This is a genomic window from Amycolatopsis ponsaeliensis (assembly GCF_030182635.1).
Lineage (GTDB): Bacteria > Actinomycetota > Actinomycetes > Mycobacteriales > Pseudonocardiaceae > Amycolatopsis > Amycolatopsis ponsaeliensis.
On record NZ_JAPZLD010000043.1, the window covers coordinates 1 to 19,044 of the forward strand.

The 19,044-nt window shown below is 69.8% G+C and carries 22 protein-coding genes and 2 pseudogenes; 12 read left to right on the forward strand and 12 right to left on the reverse strand.

Annotated features, from left to right (window positions below):
* Positions 1 to 131: 131 nt before the first annotated feature.
* Positions 132 to 791 (reverse strand): fasciclin domain-containing protein, encoded by a 660-nt coding sequence (locus QQ657_RS43215; RefSeq protein ID WP_284748179.1) that lies wholly within the window; start codon positions 789 to 791, stop codon positions 132 to 134.
* 205 nt (positions 792 to 996) lie between these two features.
* On the opposite strand from QQ657_RS43215, the gene QQ657_RS43220 reads away from it, so the two are divergent.
* Positions 997 to 1,431 (forward strand): ATP-binding protein, encoded by a 435-nt coding sequence (locus tag QQ657_RS43220; RefSeq protein ID WP_284748180.1) that lies wholly within the window; start codon positions 997 to 999, stop codon positions 1,429 to 1,431.
* Between the two features lie 261 nt (positions 1,432 to 1,692).
* Here the strand turns inward: QQ657_RS43220 and QQ657_RS43225 are convergent, their stop codons facing one another.
* Positions 1,693 to 2,364 (reverse strand): fasciclin domain-containing protein, encoded by a 672-nt coding sequence (locus tag QQ657_RS43225; protein ID WP_284748181.1) that lies wholly within the window; start codon positions 2,362 to 2,364, stop codon positions 1,693 to 1,695.
* A 19-nt stretch (positions 2,365 to 2,383) separates the two neighbouring features.
* Positions 2,384 to 2,566 carry a hypothetical protein gene (locus QQ657_RS43230; protein ID WP_284748266.1) on the reverse strand — a complete coding sequence of 61 codons (183 nt, stop codon included), beginning with the start codon at positions 2,564 to 2,566 and terminating at the stop codon, positions 2,384 to 2,386.
* A 112-nt stretch (positions 2,567 to 2,678) separates the two neighbouring features.
* On the opposite strand from QQ657_RS43230, the gene sigK reads away from it, so the two are divergent.
* The gene (sigK, locus tag QQ657_RS43235; protein ID WP_284748182.1) at positions 2,679 to 3,224 is read left to right on the forward strand and encodes an ECF RNA polymerase sigma factor SigK; all 546 of its coding nucleotides are present in this window, start codon (positions 2,679 to 2,681) and stop codon (positions 3,222 to 3,224) included.
* Positions 3,221 to 3,319: pseudogene (locus QQ657_RS56850) on the forward strand (zf-HC2 domain-containing protein); the annotation flags it as partial. The gene sigK and the pseudogene QQ657_RS56850, both read left to right, overlap by 4 nt.
* Positions 3,320 to 3,364: 45 nt before the next feature.
* On the opposite strand, the gene QQ657_RS43240 reads toward QQ657_RS56850, so the two are convergent.
* Positions 3,365 to 3,673, reverse strand: a complete 309-nt coding sequence (locus tag QQ657_RS43240) for a sigma-70 family RNA polymerase sigma factor (RefSeq protein ID WP_284748183.1) — start codon at positions 3,671 to 3,673, stop codon at positions 3,365 to 3,367.
* Between the two features lie 215 nt (positions 3,674 to 3,888).
* Complete coding sequence (locus tag QQ657_RS43245; RefSeq protein WP_284748184.1) at positions 3,889 to 4,056, reverse strand: hypothetical protein; 168 nt, start codon at positions 4,054 to 4,056, stop codon at positions 3,889 to 3,891.
* Between the two features lie 92 nt (positions 4,057 to 4,148).
* Between QQ657_RS43245 and QQ657_RS43250 the strand changes: the two genes are divergently transcribed.
* The 7 genes from QQ657_RS43250 to QQ657_RS43280 all read left to right on the forward strand — a co-directional run bounded on the left by QQ657_RS43250 (position 4,149) and on the right by QQ657_RS43280 (position 9,103).
* A complete protein-coding gene (locus QQ657_RS43250) occupies positions 4,149 to 4,577 on the forward strand; it encodes a hypothetical protein (protein WP_284748185.1) in 429 nt (142 codons plus the stop codon).
* Positions 4,574 to 4,840: a hypothetical protein gene (locus QQ657_RS43255; RefSeq protein WP_284748186.1), complete on the forward strand. Its 267-nt coding sequence runs from the start codon at positions 4,574 to 4,576 to the stop codon at positions 4,838 to 4,840. Before QQ657_RS43250 ends, QQ657_RS43255 begins: the two co-directional genes overlap by 4 nt.
* Before the next feature lie 162 nt (positions 4,841 to 5,002).
* Positions 5,003 to 5,326: a hypothetical protein gene (locus QQ657_RS43260; RefSeq protein WP_284748187.1), complete on the forward strand. Its 324-nt coding sequence runs from the start codon at positions 5,003 to 5,005 to the stop codon at positions 5,324 to 5,326.
* A 1,136-nt stretch (positions 5,327 to 6,462) separates the two neighbouring features.
* The gene (locus QQ657_RS43265) at positions 6,463 to 6,888 is read left to right on the forward strand and encodes a MarR family winged helix-turn-helix transcriptional regulator (RefSeq protein ID WP_284748188.1); all 426 of its coding nucleotides are present in this window, start codon (positions 6,463 to 6,465) and stop codon (positions 6,886 to 6,888) included.
* 97 nt (positions 6,889 to 6,985) lie between these two features.
* The gene (locus tag QQ657_RS43270; RefSeq protein ID WP_284748189.1) at positions 6,986 to 7,876 is read left to right on the forward strand and encodes an NmrA/HSCARG family protein; all 891 of its coding nucleotides are present in this window, start codon (positions 6,986 to 6,988) and stop codon (positions 7,874 to 7,876) included.
* A gap of 506 nt (positions 7,877 to 8,382) precedes the next feature.
* On the forward strand, positions 8,383 to 8,901 hold the full coding sequence (locus QQ657_RS43275; RefSeq protein ID WP_284748190.1) for a hypothetical protein: 519 nt from the start codon (positions 8,383 to 8,385) through the stop codon (positions 8,899 to 8,901).
* A 13-nt stretch (positions 8,902 to 8,914) separates the two neighbouring features.
* Positions 8,915 to 9,103, forward strand: a complete 189-nt coding sequence (locus QQ657_RS43280) for a hypothetical protein (protein ID WP_284748191.1) — start codon at positions 8,915 to 8,917, stop codon at positions 9,101 to 9,103.
* 98 nt (positions 9,104 to 9,201) lie between these two features.
* On the opposite strand, the gene QQ657_RS43285 is transcribed toward QQ657_RS43280, so the two are convergent.
* On the reverse strand, positions 9,202 to 9,618 hold the full coding sequence (locus QQ657_RS43285) for a hypothetical protein (protein ID WP_284748192.1): 417 nt from the start codon (positions 9,616 to 9,618) through the stop codon (positions 9,202 to 9,204).
* 261 nt (positions 9,619 to 9,879) lie between these two features.
* Positions 9,880 to 10,395 (reverse strand): NUDIX domain-containing protein, encoded by a 516-nt coding sequence (locus tag QQ657_RS43290; RefSeq protein ID WP_284748193.1) that lies wholly within the window; start codon positions 10,393 to 10,395, stop codon positions 9,880 to 9,882.
* Positions 10,396 to 10,614: 219 nt separating this feature from the next.
* Between QQ657_RS43290 and QQ657_RS43295 the strand changes: the two genes are divergently transcribed.
* Together QQ657_RS43295 and QQ657_RS43300 are read left to right on the forward strand one after the other, a co-directional pair.
* On the forward strand, positions 10,615 to 14,334 hold the full coding sequence (locus QQ657_RS43295; protein WP_284748194.1) for a S8 family peptidase: 3,720 nt from the start codon (positions 10,615 to 10,617) through the stop codon (positions 14,332 to 14,334).
* 450 nt (positions 14,335 to 14,784) lie between these two features.
* Complete coding sequence (locus QQ657_RS43300) at positions 14,785 to 15,270, forward strand: RICIN domain-containing protein (protein WP_284748195.1); 486 nt, start codon at positions 14,785 to 14,787, stop codon at positions 15,268 to 15,270.
* A 42-nt stretch (positions 15,271 to 15,312) separates the two neighbouring features.
* On the opposite strand, the gene QQ657_RS43305 is transcribed toward QQ657_RS43300, so the two are convergent.
* From QQ657_RS43305 to QQ657_RS43325, 5 genes and pseudogenes are all read right to left on the reverse strand, one after another.
* Complete coding sequence (locus QQ657_RS43305) at positions 15,313 to 15,438, reverse strand: MFS transporter small subunit (RefSeq protein ID WP_284748196.1); 126 nt, start codon at positions 15,436 to 15,438, stop codon at positions 15,313 to 15,315.
* 82 nt (positions 15,439 to 15,520) lie between these two features.
* A pseudogene (locus QQ657_RS43310) lies at positions 15,521 to 16,265 on the reverse strand (helix-turn-helix domain-containing GNAT family N-acetyltransferase); the annotation flags it as partial.
* 25 nt (positions 16,266 to 16,290) lie between these two features.
* Positions 16,291 to 17,091: an IclR family transcriptional regulator gene (locus tag QQ657_RS43315; protein WP_284748197.1), complete on the reverse strand. Its 801-nt coding sequence runs from the start codon at positions 17,089 to 17,091 to the stop codon at positions 16,291 to 16,293.
* Positions 17,092 to 17,153: 62 nt separating this feature from the next.
* Positions 17,154 to 18,065, reverse strand: a complete 912-nt coding sequence (locus QQ657_RS43320; RefSeq protein WP_284748198.1) for a quinone oxidoreductase family protein — start codon at positions 18,063 to 18,065, stop codon at positions 17,154 to 17,156.
* Between the two features lie 38 nt (positions 18,066 to 18,103).
* The gene (locus tag QQ657_RS43325) at positions 18,104 to 18,961 is read right to left on the reverse strand and encodes an alpha/beta fold hydrolase (protein ID WP_284748199.1); all 858 of its coding nucleotides are present in this window, start codon (positions 18,959 to 18,961) and stop codon (positions 18,104 to 18,106) included.
* Between the last annotated feature and the right edge of the window lie 83 nt (positions 18,962 to 19,044).

Below are 19,044 nucleotides of genomic sequence, written 5' to 3' on the forward strand. Positions count from 1 at the left end.
CAACCACGCCCCCCGCGGGGGGGGGGTTCTCCCCCCGGGGGGCACCGGGCGGGGCCACCCCCGCCCCCCCCGGGCCCCGGGCGGGGGGGGCGGGCCCGCCGGGGGGGGGGCCCGCCACCCACTCTCGTCGATCAGCGGACGCCCGGCGTGAGCACCTGGTCGATGACGAAGACGGTGGCGTTCCCGGTGGGGATGTTGCCGCAGAGGATCTTCGCGCCGTTGACGGTCATGTTCTCGCCGACGCCTTCGATCTTCAGCGGGCCGCCGGTGGCGTCGAGAGTGTCGGCCGTGCCCGCGGTCGCCAGGCCCTTGGCGTCGTAGCGCCGGCCGATGACGTGGTACTGCAGGATCGTCGCCAGCTCGGCGGGCCGGCCCGCCAGTTCGGTGAACTTCGCGTCGCCCAGCGCGGCGAACGCCGAGTCGGCGGGGGCGAACACCGTGATGGCGGGCCGGCTGTCCAGCGTGTCGACCAGGTTCGCCGCCTTCACTGCCGCCACCAGCTTCGTCAGCAGCGGGTTCGTCGACGCGGCCGAGGCGACCGGCAGCGGCCCCATCGAGTCCAGCGACCCCGGTGCCGAGCCCCGCGGCAGCTGGGAACAGGCCGGGCCGAAGACGTCGGCGTCGGTGGTCACCCCGTCGGGAGTGCCGGTCGCACCGGCGATGCTCGGCGCCGGCGCCGCCACCGGCCGGCCCGGACCGGCGGAGGAGACGGTGGCCCCGCTGCCGCACGCGCTCAGCGTGAGCGCGATGACGGCGGCCGGAACGATGTGGGCCGGGCGAACCTCGGGCACGGAAGACTCCTGGGTAAGCGTACGGAAAGTCCATTGTGGATTCGCGATCGGTGCCACGCCGGATGGGCCGGACCGCACCTTCGGCCCGATCGGGTGAACGACGGCCGGGACGTGACCCCACCACGGTGGCAAGGCCGACCAATCCGGGTGAACCGCGGGACCGAACCACGAAACGGGCTGGTGTCGAGGGAAGGCCGGAGCAACGATGGATTTCGACGAGGAGCTGGCGCGGCTCACCCGCAAGCTCGCCGGAGCGGCCGAAGTCCGGGTCGCGTTGGGCGGTCTTCCGGATCTGCGCGAGGTCCGGTCTCAGGTGGCCGAATCGCTGACCTTCGGCGCGTGCCCGGACGACCGGTTCGGCGGAGTCCTCCTCGTGATCGACGAACTGGTCGGCAACGCCTACCGGCACGCCACGGCGGTCCGCGAACTGCACGTCGCCCGCACCGGCGAGAACCTGCTTGTCGAAGTCGGCGATCGCGATCCGGACGTCACGTCGGTGCGCGCCGGCCACCCGGGGTCCGGCCGGTACGGACTCCGGCTGGTGGGCCAGCTGTCCCTCGAGTGGGGCGTGCGGGCCGAAGGTGGCGGCAAAGTGGTCTGGGCGCTGGTGCCGATGCGGATCTTCCCCGCAGCGCCGTGACACACGCCCTCGTCTTCGCGGAAGGACCGGCCGCCGCCACGGCCTTGGAGTGACCGAGCGTGGCGGCGGCCGGCGGGACGCCGCCGCTTGTGGCGTCCCCCGTCGGCGGACCTCCTGTGACCCGCCGACAGACCACGGTCGTTGCCCGCTACCGGAATCCGGTGCGGGCAACGAAGAAAGGCCGCTCCGGCTCCAGGAGGCAAGTGGAGCCGGAGCGGCCGTGCGGTGCTGGGCCGCCCGTCGGCGGCCCGGGAGCCGGTGTTACTTGTTGGTGCCCGGCGTCAGGACCTTGTCGATCACGAAGACGGTGGCGTTCTTGGTGGGGATGTTGCCGCACAGGATCTTCGCGCCGTTGACGGTCATGTTCTCGCCCGAGCCCTCGATCTTCAGCGGGCCGCCGGCGGTGTTCAGCGATTCCAGCGTGCCGGCCGACTCGAGGCCCTTGGCGTCGTAACGCTTGCCGACGACGTGGTACTGCAGGATCGGCGCCAGCTCGGCCGGCTTGCCCGCAAGCTCGGCGAACTTCGCGTCGCCCAGCGCGGCGAACGCCGGGTCGGCCGGCGCGAACACCGTGATGGCCTGCTGGCTGTTGAGGGTGTCGACCAGGTTGGTGGCCTTGACCGCGGCGACCAGCTTGGTCAGCAGCGGGTTGGTCGACGCGGCCGAGGCGACCGGCTGCGGGCCCATCGAGTCGAGCGAGCCGGGCGCGGAACCCTGCGGCAGCTGGCTGCACGCGGGACCGAAGACGTCGGCGTTGGTGGTCACGCCGTCGGCGGAACCGGAGGCCGCGCTCGAGGACGGCGCGGCCATCGACGACGAGGGCGCGGGGGTGCTGGAGCTGCTCGAGGAAGCGGAATCGCTGCTACCGCAGGCAGTGAGGGTGAGCGCGGCGGCCGCGGTCAGACCGATACCGGCAATACGAAGGTTACGCACGAGAATTCACTCCAATTGATTACGCGGCTGAGGTCACCCCGTCGGTGAGAACCTCTTGTTGCCGGTTGTTCGGGGCTCGGCGGGAACCGGATTGGTGGAGCGGGAAGAATTTCTGGGCAGCCGTGAACGTGACGTTGTGCCAGCCGGTCGCGCCGTCGGGCACGGCGCCCGCGCGCATGTCGGTCTGGGTGTAGCCGGACACCAATCCGCGTTCGCGTGCGGACCGAACGACTTGGTGACCAGTCCTTCCCAGGAACTTGTGCGCCAAGTCGTCCGCCACGGGCGCCGGTGCGCCGAGGCTGGAGTTTCGCCGCATGACCCCCGAAGAACTCATCGGTCGTGCCGCGGCAGGGGACGAGCGGGCCTTCGCGCAGCTCTACGACCACCTGGCCGGGCCGATCCACGGAACTGTGCAGGCCGTGCTGCGCGCACCGGCGTTGGCGGAAGAGGTGACCCAGGAGGTGCTGCTGGAGATTTGGCGCAAAGCAGCGCAGTTCGACCCGGAGCGCACGCCGAAAGTGCGGACCTGGGCATTGACGATCGCCCACCGGCGCGCCATCGACCGCGTCCGGTCCGAGCAGGCCGGCCGCGACCGGCAGGACCGCGCCGCTCGGCTCGACGTGCAGCGGCCCTACGACGAGGCTGCCGAGGAAATGCTGTCCACAATGGACGAGGAGCGGGTGCGGCGGGCGCTCGGCGAGCTGACCCCGCTGCAGCGTGAAGCCGTCGAACTGGCTTACTACCACGGGCTGACCTATCGCGAAGTCGCCGAGAAGCTCGCGGTGGCGGAAGGCAGTGTCAAGACTCGCATCCGCGACGGGCTCGTCCGGCTGCGGGCAGCACTGGGAACATATCGATGACTACGCCCGACATCCACACCCTCGTCGGGGCCTACGTCCTCGACGCCGTCGACGACACCGAGCGCACCGCCTTCGAGGCGCACCTCCCGGCGTGCCCGGCCTGTCGTGCTGCCGTCCGGGAGTTCCGTGCGACCGCCGCGCTACTCGGTACCGCGCGCGCCCGCGAACCGGGCAGGCGTTTCGCGCGCACCTGCTCGACCAGCTGGGCCGGACTCCGCAGCTGCCGGCCGAGGCTCACTGCCGTCGGCCTCGCGGTAGCGGGACGCGGTGCGCCAGAGCTCGACCAGCACCCGGCGGGTCAGCTCCTCGGCTTGGCCGCGGTCGGAGACCACGTGTCCGACCACGGGCAGGATCGGACCGGTCAGCTCGTCGGCCAGCCGCTCGAAGGCAGGTCCGTTCCCCCGGGCGGCGAGGGCGATCAGCCGCTCCGGTGCGAGGTTCGGCGACATCCGCGGCGACCGGGCGCGAAAGCGTGCCGGCTCACGGGGATGTGGGGCAGAACCGCTTGGACCACGTCAGACCGCCTTCGGGAGCAATCGTGGTACCTGCGGCCGCAGGAACCCGGAACGTGCTTTCCCCGTAGGCGGGGAAAGCAAACCTCGGCTCACACACAAAGTCGAAGCCTTCGGGTGAACTCGATCGCGAGCACGGAAGCACCGCCCCGTCAGGCGACGCGGGCGCCTGCCGCGGTGGTGAAGCGCAGCTCGACGCGGGTGGACAGCGAGTCCAGGTCGAGGGCCTGGCACAGCCGGGGCACCCCGTCGTCCCGGATGCGCTCGCGGATCTCGGCGGGATCGCCGTCCTGTTCGACCGACACCACCGCGAACAGCACCGGGTGATCGCGCGGGCCGGTCAGGGACGCGGTCGCGGTGCGGACTGACCTGCCGGGTCGACCCGACCGTCGAGGGCAGCTTCAAGCAGGCCGTGCAGGAAACCACCCCGACCGCGGCGAAGCTGCTGGCCCAGGCGTGGTACCACGCCTATCGACCGGATCCCGATCCGACGACGGCCTACCGGGAAGCGGTCCGCGCGGTCGAAGAGGTCGCTTGCCCGCTCGTGCTACCCAATAACCACAAAGCCACGCTCGGTACCGTCATCGCCCACCTGCGCGACGCTGTCGCGAAGTGGGAGACCGTCCTCTTCGGAACTGGCGCCGCGCCGGGCGGCCCGGAACCGGTACAGGAGCTGATGTCGCGGTTGTGGACCGGGCAGGTGTCCCGCCACGGCGGTAGCAAGAACTCCTGCGACCAGGACCAGGCCGAAGCCGAGGCCGCGGTCCACGCAGCCGTTCTGCTCGTGCAGTGGCTCAGCACCGACGTCCTGAGCAGGAAATCCGAAGGGACCGGCACGTGACCGACGATGGCCAGGGCGATGCCGAGCTCGACGCATGGCTGGCGACTGCGGCGGCGAACACCGCGAGCCCCGCTGACGAGTTCACCCCCCGGCGGTGGCTGAAGACGACGCTGGCCGGCTACCGGGACCTGCTCGCCGATCCGGAGCGGCTCGCGGCCGCCGACGCGGAGATGGACGCCGTCGAGGCGGGCGAGAAGGCGCTGGAGAACTGGGTTGCCGCCTGCAGCGGGAAGCACTGCAGGCGGCGGGGCGGCAGCTGCTGATCGCCTCCAGCGCCGGCTTCGACGCCGCTGCTCCGCACTTCGCCGCCCTCTACCGCCATCAGGAACGCACTCAGCTCGCGCAGTCCTGGGACGCCCTCGCCGAGTACGAGGGGCTGCCGACCTACGAGCTCGTCCTCCCCGCGGCCGGAGCGGAGAGCCGTCATGGTTGAGCCCGGCGACATCGCCACCTGGGCGGCCGCGGGCGTTGCCGTCGTGGCTGCCGGCGTCGCCGGGTGGCAGACCCGCGAGGCCCGCAAGTCCCGGATCGCCGCGCAGACCCAGGCGACCGAGGCGGCCAAGTCCCGTGAGGCCGCCGAAACACAGGCCCGCGCGGCCGAAGAGCAGGTTGCACTGATGCGCGCCGATCGCGACGAGCGCGACGCGCCGGAATTCTCCGTGTCAGCGGTCGACGCCTTCACCGACGACACGAACTCCTTCGTGGCCAAGGTCGTGCTGCGCATGGAACGAGGCCGGGCGCTGCGTTAGCTCACCTTCGAGGACATCCGGCACGGACGCGAGCTCGTCTTCTACACCACCATCAAGGACGGCTACATCGGCACCACCATCGACCTCGAGTTGACCTGCCACGAACGCGACGGCGACGAACGCACCTGGCAACGCCACTACGCCTGCACTATCGACCCACGCCCCGAGACGCCCCGCACCTGGCCAACCTGGACGCCACTGCACCCCGACCGCGGCCGATAGGGCTCAGAAAAGCAGGTGAGTGCAGCCGCGGTGCTGGCGGGCGCCGAGCAGGTACTCGCCGGGGTAGTCCGCATGGATCCGGTCCCAGAACGGCCGCGAGCTCGTCTTCTCCGGGGTGATGAACCAGCCGGTAGCCGGGCAGGTCCAAGCGCAGCTGGGCCAGGACCCGGGTACCGATGCCGCGGCGCTGCTCGATGCCCGCCGATGTCGAGGTCGCCGCGGTAGATGCGGTGCACGTACGAGGACGTCGTGGACGTGTCGTCGTGGCGGTGGGGCGGTGCGAGCCGCACGCCGCCCCGAGGTCGACACCGCCGGGATCGACCTCGCGCTGCCGGAACTGCAGTACAACCCGCCTGACGAGCCTGCTCAAGCGCAGTCGCGCCGGGCAGGGCACCGGTCCGAGCACACGCCTGCGGTAACCAGGAGCACTCCGTCGAACCGGCGGACTGGCACCTTTGGCGCTTCCCGCAGCCCTGCCGGCCCGCCGGGATCGGGTTCGCGACGTGACCCGCGACCGTTTTGCCCGTGCACGCGGCCGGGCGCAGCCAGCGGGCAAGCTACGGCGAGGGCGCGGAGGCGAGCATTGCCCGTACCACCTTCCCGCCTGGCCAGCGGTGACAACTGCCCCACATCGGCGGGGGTTTCGACGACGATCTGCAGGACCGTCCAACCGGATCGATGGCCCTTGATCAAGCTCCCCGCGGCGTCGTGGGCCCAGTACTCCAGCCGTAGATCGTTATGGCTAGTAGAGTACTTCTTCTTGGCGTTGGTAGTGGCTGGTGCGGGCTCGGTGTTGGTGGCGGCGGCACCAGATCGACCAGGCAGAAGGCAGATCTCACTGGCAGTTGGGCGGTCGGGCGAGCCGGTCGGCGACGGTAGACTAGGCGTTCGGCACCAGACGAGGGGCGGCGGGCGTGGACTACGGCGACAAGCTCTTCTGGCTCTCGGTCCTGATCCAGCGGAGGTACGCGCAGATCTGCGCCGAGTACGATCTGACCTCCCTGCAGGCCACCCTGCTATGCGCGGTCAAGGACGAGCCGCGGCAGATGGCGTACCTCGCCGCCTCGCTCGGCATGACCAAGAACGCGCTGAGTCAGCTCGTCGATCGCACCGAGCGGCGCGACCTGGTCAGCCGAGCGAGTTCAGAGCAGGACCGGCGGGTCATCATGCTCAGCGTGACGCCCACGGGGAAGGTGCTCGCCGAGGCGGTGTTCGCCGAGACCACCAAGCGCCTGCCCGACGTCGCGGAGAACCTCGACGCCGACGGCCAGCGCGACCTCGAACGCCTAGCCACCGCCATTGTGGACGCGTCTGGCGTCCCAGCGTCCACCTCGTCCTGAAATACCGCGCAGTCCTCCTTGGCACCCCATTGCCTTGCATTGGTTCATGGCATGAACTAGCATGGTTCACGACATGAACCAATGAGAGGTGGGCGACATGGTCACGCGGGAAAACGGCACGATCGCGGTCTTCGGTGCGACGGGGCAGCAGGGCGGGGCGATCGTCGACGCGCTCCTGGCCCGAGGAGCGCGGGTACGGGCCCTCGTCCGCACCCCCGAGTCCGATCGGGCGCAGGCGCTGGTCGCCCGGGGCGTCGAGCTGGTGACCGTCCGGATCGACGACCCGGCGTCAACGGTCGCCGCGCTGGAGGCGGTCGCCGCGTTCTCCTTCATGACCCCGGAGGCGAACAGCCTCGAGGAGGTCGAGGAGGAGGTCCGAGTGGGCACCGCCCTCGTCGATGCGGCGGCCGCGGCGCGCGTGCCGCACGTCGTGTTCAACTCGGTCTTCGGGGCGGATCACGAAACGGGCGTGCCGCACCACGACTCGAAGCACCGGATCGAGGAATACCTGAAGCTTTCCGGCCTAAGGGCCACGATGGTTCGCCCGACCGCCTTCATGGAGGACTTCGCGACCGTGATGGCGCCGAGCCTGGAGGACGGAACGATCGTGCTGAGGCTGCCGCTGGCGGACGACGTCGCCCTGAAGATGATCTCGATCAAGGACATCGGCCAGGTCGCCGCCGCGATCCTGCTCGGCACCGCGGACGTGCCCGGCGGAGCCATCGAGGTCATCGGCGACGAGTCAACGGGCCCCCAGATCGCCGCCGCGTTCGGCGCGCGCGCCGGGCTGCCGTCACGCTACGAAGCCTTGCCGCTGAGCGTTCTCGGCAACGACCTCGACAAGGCGATGTTCCGCCAGTTCGCCAAGGCGTCCGAATACCCGTCAGACCTCGCAGCAGTGAAGGCGATCGAGCCGACCACCTGCGACCTGGCCGAGTGGATCCGCTCCACCGGCTGGACCGCGCCCGCGGACCAGGTCCGTTCCTAGGCGCTGCACGCGGGCCGCCTCGCCTGTCTGCCCACGTTGCTCAAGATGGTCGAACGACCACGGACCCTGTGCAGCAGGTGCGGCGGACCCCGCAGTGCGAGACCTCGTCCCGATGGCTGGTTTCGTGGCCGCAGCGGACGCGTGGAACTCACGCGGGCGCGACCGGGTGGAGCGATGGCAGCAAACCGCTTTGCAAGGCGTTTACCGCTGCTAAAGCCCAGAACCGGTGCCCTTGCGCGAGTTGGTCCGCGTCGCCGGCCGCCGCAGGTGAGCGATCACACAGGGCGACGATAACGCTGGGGCTAAGGTCGTCGAAAGATCACTTGGGGACCGAGAGGGGGATCCGGGTGCGTGGCGTACTGGTGTGTGTCGTCGTGGCCGTGGCGGCGTTGAGTTCGGCCTGCACGTACGAGGACAGCGGTCACGGGGTGATCGTGGCGGCGGGTCCTTCGCCTTCGGCGCCTGCGCCGCCCTCTCCGCCTTTGGTGCCGTCGGCCCCGCGAGAGGTGCCGACGGAGACGCACACGGGCACGGACTACGACGAGTTCGCGACCAGCTGGCCGGCGGACCAGCTGGGTTTCCTCACGTTCGACTGCCCGAAGTGCACGGACAACGTGGCCCTCGACGGCGACGGCGGTGAACATGGCCTGGTCAACGCGATCGGCGCGTACCGGGGCACCACGTGGCTGAACCGGTACCCCGACCAGCCGGTGAGGCGGGTGATGGTCCACGCGAACGGGCCCTGGACGGCGACGATCGCCGACTACCGAAGCGTCCCGGCGGCGGAGAGTGGCAAGCTGTCGACGGGCAAGGGTGACGCGGTGCTTCGCCTGCCGGACGGGGTGACGCACGTCCAGTTCACGGCGAAGACCAGCGGGAACATTGCGCTGTGGGTGGAATCGCCGGCGAGGCGCGACCTGCTGCTCAATCAGATCGGCGACGTTCAGGTGGAGCGCGATGTCCGTGGCCCGGGGTTCCTGAGAGTGGACGGCTACGAGGCGAGCTGGACGCTGACGTCGTCCTGAGCGGAGGCATTCGTTGGTGGATATCAGCTTCCTGACCGAATCCGACCGCGCCCATTGGGAGGTCCTGGCCCGCGGCAAAGACGCGCACTTCGAGGTGGAACGCGCCGATGACGTCTACGAACGAACGTGGCGGCGTCCGCTGGACGACGACCGGATCCGCGGAATCGTCGCCCGTCTGGATGGCGAGATGCCCGTCGGGTAGAGCTCAGCTCCCACGTCGCCGTCAGGGCGGCGATACGCACCGAGGTCACCGTGCCCCACGCCGCTGTTCTCCGGCGATGGACACGATGACCTTTTCTTTCACACCAGGGGATCGGGCAGCGTGAGGCGGAAGTCCGCCGAATCCCCGTTGCCACGGTTGGCGAGTAGGCCGTCGTCGACCGTCATTTCGATCATGCAGTCGATGATGGTCAACGCGGTGAACTGGTCGTACACCAGCGGCGTGACGTCCTCGTCGTCCTCCTCGCCTCGGCCAAGGACGCCAGCAACGTGGGTCCGGAAGAACTCGGGCGGGCTGAAATTCAGGATCACACCGTCTTCGTCGGCAGCGGCAGCCAGCGCCTCCGCGATCGTGCTCTTGACCATCCTGCGGCCCACATCGACCGGGAGCCCGGCCAGGTACTCCTGCGGCGTGACGAACCGAACGCCGGGCCGGGCGTGCTGGGCGGCGTCCCACGGCACGCGCGGCGGCCGCAGATCACGCACGTTGTCGACCATACGAGAACTCCCTCGGAATCGAGTCAAGGCCGACGAGCCGCCGGCCTCGCCGAACAGGCTGCCCCAGCGCGGCGTGCGAACGTCATCCGGGGCGCGGCGCGGACGACGCGGACTCCTCCGGAACACCCGCGCAGCCATCCGGACGATCGTCGATGCGCTACTGGGGCAGAACCGGGCAGCTGTGCCAGGAATCCGCGATCTCGCCACTCGCGTGTACGTCCCGGACTGAGGAGGGCCGGGCGCCCGTTGTTGCGGTGTGCTTCATGGCACCCCGGCTACCTGCCCTGCCGCGAGGCGACGCACGTACGAGCGGATGCGCTCGCGGTCTTCGGGAAACACGCTGTCCCAGACCTCGTCGAGGTGAATCCACTTCGATGGCTGGCCGCTCTCCCCGCCGAGCGGCAGATCACGGTCGATGACGGCGCCGTAAGAAAGGCTCAACGTCGGCGCCCAGTCGGTGCGAAAGGACCGAACAGCGACCGCGGCGGGGGGAGGCAGAAGGTCACCGGCGACGCCTGTCTCCTCGACGAGTTCGCGAGCTGCGGCGGCCCGGGGTGTCTCGCCTCGCTCGAGAGTGCCACCGGGCGGTACCCACCCGCGTACGCGATGCCGAACAAGCAGGACGGGAGTATATGCAGAGTTGGTAACCCAGAGCTCGGCGGAGAGTGGCGCCGTCAGCGTGGGATGGGCACGAAGCCACGCCAGAGCGTCATCGAACTTCTCGCCGGCGCAGCGAGCGTCGGCGGCCGCGGCATCGACGGTCATCTGGTCAATCACTGGCCCACCTTATGCTCGGTTGGCGGGCTCAACCCGGTTGTCGCCGTGGTGGCCGTACAAGCGGCTCACTCGTCGATCAAAGTCACGACGACGGTGTGGTTTGCCAGGACGACGGCGAAAGTCCCGTGCTCACAACGCATTCGCTGCGGGGGCGGACCGCGTCGATCTCCCTGACGGCGGACCTCACGCCGTACCTGGTCGACGCCCGCCGGGACGGCCGTGATCGAGGCCGTGGCCGACCACCAGCACGGCATCGGCCCCCTCGTCCGGTACGCCGACGGCACCTCGTTGCTGCTGACCCGCCCGCTGGGTCCGCTGCGGACCCGCGACGCGCGGGCGGCCGGGCTCGTCGCCAAGCTGGTGACGAAGGCGGTGGTCACCCGGGAGCAGGCGATGCTGAGCGTCCGGCAGCTCTCGGTGTGCGACGGTGGGCGGGTCACGCTGGTCACCGTGGTCCCCCGCACCGCGATCCCGGCGGACGCCGAGCTGCGTTTCCTTGCCGGGTTGCCGTACGCCCGGGCCGCCGGCGCCCGGCAGGACAAGATCCTTGAAGTGGCGGAGCCCGGGGGCGCGCCGTTCGACCTGGCGGTGCCGGAGGCGGTGCTGGAAACCGGTGGCTCGCTGTCCGCGGCCGGCCTACTGATCACGTCGGGCGCGGGCCTGCGGGTGGTCAACTCGGCCGCGGGCCGGCCGGCGGGGGCGCCACGTAACTCGGCGAAAATTTCATGCAACCAAACATCGGATCTTGGCACTGTCTACCGCGAAGGAATCCGACTGGGAGGTTGTATGAGCTGGAGACATCCTGTCGCCGCCGTCCTTGCCGTTGTGCTGGCGACGAGCGGCACCATCACGTGGACCGAGGCCGAAGCCGAGGCCGCCGCATCAGGACCCGTCCTCACCCGGACGATCACGCTCATCACCGGCGACCGGGTGGTGCTCGGCGGGTCACGCGTGGTCTCCGTCCAGCGTGGCGCGGGCCGCTCGAAGATGGCGTTCGAGCAGCACACCGACGTGACCGGGGACGTGTACGTCACGCCGGAGGACGCCCTGCCCGCCGTTCGCTCCGGGCAGCTCGACCCACACTTGTTCGATGTCACCAAACTGATCGAGTACGGCTTCGACGACCAGACTCGCGACGACCTCCCGTTGATCGTCAGCAGCGGCCTGGCCGTGGCACGCGAGAGCGGCCTGCAAGCGGTGCGAGAGCTGAAGAGCCTCGGCGCGACCGCGGTGCGCGCGGTCAAGGGGAGCGGTCTGTGGGCCCGGACCCAGCGGGCCGCCGCGCCGCGAATCTGGCTGGACAGTCCGGTCCAGGGCACCCTGGACAAGAGCGTGCCGCAGATCGGCGCGCCCACCGCGTGGCAGGCCGGGCTGACGGGCAGCGGCGTCAAGGTCGCCGTGCTCGACAGCGGAATCGACACGACGAACCCCGACCTGAGCGATGTGGTTGCCGACGCGAAGGACTTCACCGGTAGCGCCAGCGGCACCACCGACCGATGGGGACACGGCACGCACGTCGCGTCCATCGTCACCGGCCGCGACGCGAAGTACCAAGGTGTCGCCCCGGGTGTCCGGCTGCTCAACGGAAAGGTTCTCGGCGACACCGGCTTCGGTCCGCAGTCGAGCGTCATCGCCGGGATGGAGTGGGCGGCCGCCGACGGCGCCAAGGTGGTGAACCTGAGCCTGGGGACCGGCTTCCCCAGCGATGGCACGGACGCGATGTCGCAGGCGGTCAACCGGATCACCGAGCAGGCCGGCACGTTGTTCGTCACCGCCGCCGGCAACGACAGCTCCCTCGTGAGCAGCCCCGGCGCGGCGACCGACGCGCTGACCGTCGGCGCCGTGGACCGCGACGAGACGCTCGCGCCGTTCTCCAACCACGGTCCCCGCCTCGGCGACGGGGCGATCAAGCCGGACCTCACCGCGCCGGGTGTCGGGATCGCGGCCGCCAAAGCGCACGACAGTGTGCTGGGGGCGAGCGAGCCCTCCGTCGACGAGTACCACATGCGGTTGTCCGGCACCTCGATGGCGGCCCCGCACGTGGCGGGTGCGGCGGCGATCCTCGCCCAGCAGCACCCGGACTGGAAAGCGCCCGAGTTGAAGGCCGCGTTGATGGGGAGCGCCAAGCCGGGCACCGGAATGTCGGTGTTCCAGCAGGGCGCGGGCCGGGTGGACGTGGCGAAGGCCGTCGCACAGCAGGTACTGGCCGGCCCGGCCGGCATCAGCTTGGGGACCGCGCGGTGGCCGCACGACGACGACCAGCCGATGGTCACCACGATGACGTACCGCAACGCGGGCACCGCTCCGGTCACGGTGAACCTCGCGGCCGACGTGCGTGGCCCGGACGGCGCGGCCGCCCCGGCCGGGATGTTCACGGTCACGCCCGGCTCGATGATGATCCCGGCGGGCGGGACCGCGCAAGCGACGGTCACGGCGGACACCAAGGTGACCGGGCCGGACGGCGTCTACCAAGGTGTGGTGCTCGCCGGGGACGTGCGGACCCCGATCGCGGTCACCCGCGAAGCGGAAAGCTACGACGTCAGGCTGAACTTCCTCGACGAAAAGGGGAACCCGACGCAGAACTTCTCCTACGACTTCACCGACATCGACCACCCCCGCGACTTCGGGGGCGGCGGCGATACCGTGACCGCCCGCCTGCCGAAGGGACGGTTCTACTTCCAGTCCACCACGTGGAGCGACGACCGGCGTTACGTGTTCGCCGTCGAGCCGGAACTCGTCGTGAACGGCTCCACCCAGTTGACCGTCGACGCGCGTACCGGTGCTGCCGCTGACGTGCGGTTCGCCGACCGGCCGTCGGCGAAGATCGGCCGGGCCGCCTACGGTTTCGAGCGGGACGCGAACTGGGGACGAATCAGTACGTGGATGTACATCCCCGATTTCACCGACTTCCGTGTCCGCCCGTCGACGACGTCCGCGAGCAGTTTCGACCTCGCCATCGAGGCCCAGGCGGCGGAGCCGGACGGCGAGGGCGGATTCAGCACCAGCAGCTACCTGTACAACGTGCGAAAGCATGTTTCCGGATCAGTTCCCGCAACCCCCGGATTCACCGTGCGGGACAAGGAAACGGCCCGGGTGCGGTCGGAGGAAGCGGTCACGAAACCCGGTTCGACCGGAACTCGGGAAGGAATTGTCACGCGTCCCCTCCCGTACGGTTTGGACGAGTTCTACACCCCGGGCGAGCAGTGGTACCCGCTGTTCTCCGAGGACGGTGTCAACCTGCTGCTGGACGCCGTGCCGAGGAGCTACCGGCTCGGGCGACCGGTGCTGGAACGCTGGAACGCGGCCGTTTTCGGTCCCGCGTTCCCGGCCGGTCCACGGAGCCGGGCCAGCCGGCAAGGGGAAACGATCGCGGTGAACGTGCCGATGTTCGCGGACCAGCACGCCGGCCGGATCGCCGATGGTCCGGCCGCCTCCGCGCACACCACATTGTCCCGGGACGGCAAGGAAATCGGCACTTCGGGGATCGCCGGGCAGGGCACGTTCGTGGTGCCGCCGGACCCCGGCGTGTATGTCCTCCACGCCGACGCGACGCGGGACAACGCCTTGTCGTCGGAGGTTGTCGCGGACTGGACGTTCACATCGGCCACGGTGACCGGTGCAACCCCCGCGGCGCTGCCGTTGTTGGCGGTCAGATACGCGCCGGACGTCGACGCCTGGAACCAGGTCCCCGGGCGGCTTCCGACCTATGTACCGATCACGGTGGACAACAATGCCGGCGGCACGGGAAGGCTGACGGCCTTGAGCGTTTCCTACGACAAAGGCGTAACTTGGCGCGCGGTGCCTTTCACGGACAAGGGCGCACTACTGGTGCACCCTGTCGACGCCAAGACGGTGTCCCTGAAAGCGAGCGCAACCGACCAGGCTGGCAACAAGGTGGATCAGACCATTGTTGACGCTTTCCTGATATCGATCCGATAGCCTGATCGACGCACTTGGTAGTGCTCATGGCCCGAGCGGTGTCGGGCTGACCAAGTTGGAAATCGCACGAAATCTTCGGTCAGTCCGACGCTCGGGGCACCACGGGATACGTCCGCCTTCTTCGATCCGAGCACCCGACGGCCGAGGGCTGCTGTGCTCGCTGCATCATGCGGGCCCGCGCTCCATCCTGGCCTGGCTACGCAAAGGCCCGCCGCAACCCTGATCACCACGCTCGCTGCCGACCAGGCGCGGGCACGCTTCTGCCGCACAGTTGAGGCAGGTCACGGCGACGACCGGCGCAACCCGCTGGCCGGAGCGGAGCAACATCCGCCACAGCAGCGTGACCAACGGGTGAACGCCAGGCGAATTCGATCTTGGCGGCCGCGCTGGGCCGCCCGCCGTGCCTACACTCGCCGAGGCCGGATTCCGTTACAGCACTGGGGGTTTCTCATGATTCGGTTCGCCATGGCCGCGCTCGCCGTCGTCGCCGCGTCCGTCACGGTCGCGGGCACCGCCGAAGCGGCGACCTACTACGACATCCGGAATTACCAGACCAGACAATGCCTGTCGATCGAAGGCGGCGGCAGCACGAGCAACGGCGCCAACGCCATCCAGTGGCTCTGCAACAACGGGCCCGAACAGGCCTGGGGCTGGTCCGGTCACCGGCTGGTCAACTTCAAGAGCGGTAAATGCCTCTCGGTCGCCGGTGGCGGCAGCACGGCCACCGGCGCCGAACTCATCCAGTGGACCTGCGACGGCGGAGCCGAGCAGGACTGGTACTTCACCGGCCGCCACCTGGTCAACGGCAAGAGCGACAAGTTCGCGTCGATCGCGAACGGTGGCAGCTACGAAGAGGGCACGAAGGTGATCCAGTGGTTCGACAACGGCGGTGACGAGCAGTACTGGTTCTTCGAGGCCGTGATCATCGACGCCTGACCCCGGTGGCGCCCGGTGCCCCCGCACCGGGCGCCACCAGGACTATCCGAAGAGCTGCACCAGCTTCAGCAACAGCTGGTACACGCCGTAGGCGAAGGGCAGCACGACCCACGCCCGGGCCGGCACGATCAGCGGGACCCGGTTCGGCTTCGTCGACGGCTCGCTCATCACGGGCAGAAGGCCGCGATGGCCGGGATCGGGCTGCTGGCACCTCGGCGCGGCTTGCCTTTCGAGCCGGCTGAACGCGGCTACCGCGGGGTCGCGCCACACGAGCTGCCCGGCCGGCATGGCCAGCCGCGCGGTGCAGCGCGATAGAGGCTCGGTTCTCGTTGAGAATCGAGGTTTGCTCCGTCCAGTGCCTGGCGGCGTCGGCTTCGGTGACCTGCGTGCGGATGAGGGCCTTGCCGACACCACGACCACGGTGGTCTTCGGAAACGTAGATCGAAGTCTCGGCGACCCCGGAGTAGCACTCCCGAGTGGACACCGGGGCGGCGGTGGCCCAGCCGACGTTCCCCTCGATCTCGGCGACCCAGCGGTGCCCGGGCAGCCACTTTTCGTGCAGCTCGTCACGGCTGGGGACTGCGGTTTCGAACGTTGCGATGCCTTCGGCGTAGGTACGCCGGACGCACCCCAGTCACCTCGGCGAAGAGGCCGCACGGCAACGTCGTCCGGGACATCCTCGCGGCAGCAGGGGTATGACGCGAGAAAGCCCATGACCGCGTCGGCCGCGTGCGGGAGGCCGACGCAGCAGGTTTTGTTGACCGTGACGACGGTGGCGGTGCCTCGTTACCTGCAAGAGCAGGAAGCCGACGTCGGCGAGCTTACGGACGTGATGGGACACGTTGCCCTGACTGATCCCCATGATCTCGGTTAGCTCGCCGATGGTGAGTTCGCGGTGCGCGGTGGCCACGACGTGGAGGACCTTGACCCGCGTCGGTTCGGCCAGGCATGACAAACCACTCCGCGTAGGTAGCGGCCACGACGTCAGGCAGCACCGGCGGCGCGACCGCAGGGTCGTCGTCATGTCCTCAAGTATTGACCGCGGTCGATGGCCGAGGTGGTTCGGTCACCGGACCGCAGGGCGCTGACCGTTCTGGTGATCCGGCGGCCCACCATCGTGAGCAGCCCGGCGTACTTGTCGACGTCGGCGCGGAACAGCGGCGCGGTGACCGACAGCGCGCCAGTCGTCAGGCCGGTCGCGCCCATCAGCGGGATGGCCACGCTCACGAAGCCGACGCGGGTCTGCTCGTATTCGACCGCGTAGCCGTTCGCGCGAGCCCGGGTCAGTTCCCGCAGCAGAAGTCCGGGTGCGTTCACCGTGTGCGGGGTGAACCGCTCGAGCGGGGATGCCAGCACCTCGTCGACCAGCGCGCGGGGGCCGAAGGCGAGCAGGACCTTGCCCGTGGCGGTGCAGTGCATCGGCATCCGGCCGGCCACCCGAGACGGTTTGGTCACCTGGCCGTGGCCGGACACCTTCTCCAGGTACAGGACTTCGCGGCCATCGGGGACGGCGAGGTGGATCGTCTCGTTCGTGGCCTGGTAGAGGTCTTCCATGTACGGGCGGGCGGCGTCACGCAGGATGCGCTGACGGGGGACGCGCTGGCCGATCTCGAACAGGCGGATGCCGAGCCAGTAGTCGCTGCCGCGCCGCTCCAGCACACCCCAGCTCAGCAGTTCCTGCGCGAGGCGGTGCACCGATGCCTTCGCGACGCCGGAGCGCCGGGCCAGCTCGGTGAGGCTCAGGTGCTCGTCGTCGGGACCGAAGGCTTCCAGGATGAGCTGGACCTTGCCGAGGACGCTGTTCGCCGTCATGTCGGGCATGGGACCAGGTTCGGTCAGCGGAACCGGTCCGGCCAACGGACCGGTCCGCTGACCGGACCCGGCTACGGAACGAGCACCGCGCGGCCGCGGACCCGGCCCGCCCGCAGGTCTTCGAGGGCGAGGGCCGCGTCGGCGAACGCGTACTTCTGCACCGCCACCTCGAGCTCGCCCGCGGACAGCCGCTTCACCAGGTCTCCGGCCACCTGACGGGCGCGGCGCTCCTGCCGGATCATGTTGACCGGCAGCAGCGCGACGTCGTCGAGCAGCCAGGACGGCAGGTCGACGCGGACTTCGGTGCCGGTCACGTACCCGATCACCGCCGCGCGCCCGCCCGGCCGGACCCAGCGGGTGCGGGCGACCAGCCCGTCGCCGCCGAGGGTGTCGACCAGCAGGGACGCTGAGCGGTCCGCCGCAAGCCGTTCGACGCCCTCGGTCGAGTCGAGGCAGACGCCGGTCACGCCGTCAGGGACGTCGGTGAGCTGGTCTTCGCGCCCGACGATCCCGGTCACCTTCGCCCCGGCCAGCCGGGCCTGCTGCGCGACCATCGACCCGACCGCGCCGGCGGCGCCGACCACGATCACCTCCTCGTCCTCGGCGAGCCGGGCCACGTCGTGCAGGACCACGAACGCGGTCGTCGCCGGGACGAAGAACGTCGCCGCGATCTCCGGGGACAGGGGGGCGTCCAGGCGGGTCGTGGCCTTGGCCGGGACGCTCACCCGCTCGGTCCAGGTCCCGTCGCGCAGCAGGCCCAGACCGGCGCCGCGCAGCATCACCTGGTCACCCGGTTCGAGGCCGGCGCCCGCGTCGCACTCGACGACGATCCCCGCGCCCTCTACGCCGCCGGCGTAGGGCAGGGGAGGCTTCAGATCGAAGGTGCCGCTCGCGACGGTGGCGTCCAAGTGGGCGACCGCCGCCGCCTGGACGTTGACGAGCACCTCACCCTCCGCCCGCGTCGGTTCGGCGACCTCATCCACGACGGGAGCCGAGCCCCAGCTGTGGAAACGCGCGGCCCTCATGCGGCGGCGGCCTTGCGGAGGAACTCCAGGCTCAGCGGGTTGTAGCGGTCGGCCTGCTCGTGCTGCGGCCAGTGCCCGCACTCCTCGAACAGCTCCAGCTGCGAACCGGGGATGTTCTCGTGCATCCTCGCGGCCTCCGGCACCTCGCCGAACGGGTTCTGCCGCCCCCACACGATCAGCGTCGGCTGCGTGATGCGGGCCAGGTGCTCCGGGCGCAGCAGGTTGCGCTGCCGCCGTTCCATGTTCTGCAGCGAAAGCAGGTTGTCCACATTGGCCACGAACTCGGGCGTGTGGTAGATCGCGTGCCGGACTTCGACCAGCTCTTCGGTGGCGTTCTCCTCGCTCGCCATGAGCAGGCGCAAGCGCTTGCGGGTCAGCTCGACGTCGTCGGTGGCGACGGCGTTCTTCGTGCTGGTACGGATGCGGTCCATGACCTCGGGATTGGCCACGGTCCCGCCGGCGCACAGCAGCTGCAGGCTCAGCACCCGCTCCGGGTGGTCGATCGCGGCGCGCGCCCCGACCCAGCCGCCCAGGGACTCGCCGACGATGTGCGCCGCCTGGATGCCCACGGCGTCGAAGTAGTCCAGCAGGTGCTGGACGTAGTCGGCGATCTCGTACGGCTGGGCGGGCTTGCCGGTGTAGCCGTGGCCGAGCATGTCGATGGCGTGCACGTCGAATTCGCTGTGTGCCAAAATGTTGCGCGCGAACGCCTCCAGGTGCCCGCTAGTGCCGTGCAGGAACACGACGGCTTCGGCGTCCGGGTCGCCGGCGCGCAGCGTGCGGGTGGGGACACCGGCGGCGTCGACGTACTCGACGCGGTGGCCGATCGGGCTCAGTTCGGTCCAGATGCTCATGCTGGTTCCTTGGTGTTGATGCGGAGGACTTGGGTGTTGCTGTGGGCCGCGAGCTTGCGCAGGGCGGCCAGCGTCGCGGCCGT

What these genes read in the sequence shown, in the direction of transcription:
- QQ657_RS43220 (WP_284748180.1), top strand. Translation starts at nt 997, where the DNA reads ATGGATTTCGACGAGGAGCTGGCGCGGCTCACCCGCAAGCTCGCCGGA.
- sigK (WP_284748182.1), top strand. Translation starts at nt 2,679, where the DNA reads ATGACCCCCGAAGAACTCATCGGTCGTGCCGCGGCAGGGGACGAGCGG.
- QQ657_RS43240 (WP_284748183.1), bottom strand. Translation starts at nt 3,673, where the DNA reads ATGTCGCCGAACCTCGCACCGGAGCGGCTGATCGCCCTCGCCGCCCGG.
- QQ657_RS43260 (WP_284748187.1), top strand. Translation starts at nt 5,003, where the DNA reads ATGGTTGAGCCCGGCGACATCGCCACCTGGGCGGCCGCGGGCGTTGCC.
- QQ657_RS43270 (WP_284748189.1), top strand. Translation starts at nt 6,986, where the DNA reads ATGGTCACGCGGGAAAACGGCACGATCGCGGTCTTCGGTGCGACGGGG.
- QQ657_RS43285 (WP_284748192.1), bottom strand. Translation starts at nt 9,618, where the DNA reads ATGGTCGACAACGTGCGTGATCTGCGGCCGCCGCGCGTGCCGTGGGAC.
- QQ657_RS43300 (WP_284748195.1), top strand. Translation starts at nt 14,785, where the DNA reads ATGATTCGGTTCGCCATGGCCGCGCTCGCCGTCGTCGCCGCGTCCGTC.
- QQ657_RS43305 (WP_284748196.1), bottom strand. Translation starts at nt 15,438, where the DNA reads ATGAGCGAGCCGTCGACGAAGCCGAACCGGGTCCCGCTGATCGTGCCG.
- QQ657_RS43315 (WP_284748197.1), bottom strand. Translation starts at nt 17,091, where the DNA reads ATGCCCGACATGACGGCGAACAGCGTCCTCGGCAAGGTCCAGCTCATC.
- QQ657_RS43325 (WP_284748199.1), bottom strand. Translation starts at nt 18,961, where the DNA reads ATGAGCATCTGGACCGAACTGAGCCCGATCGGCCACCGCGTCGAGTAC.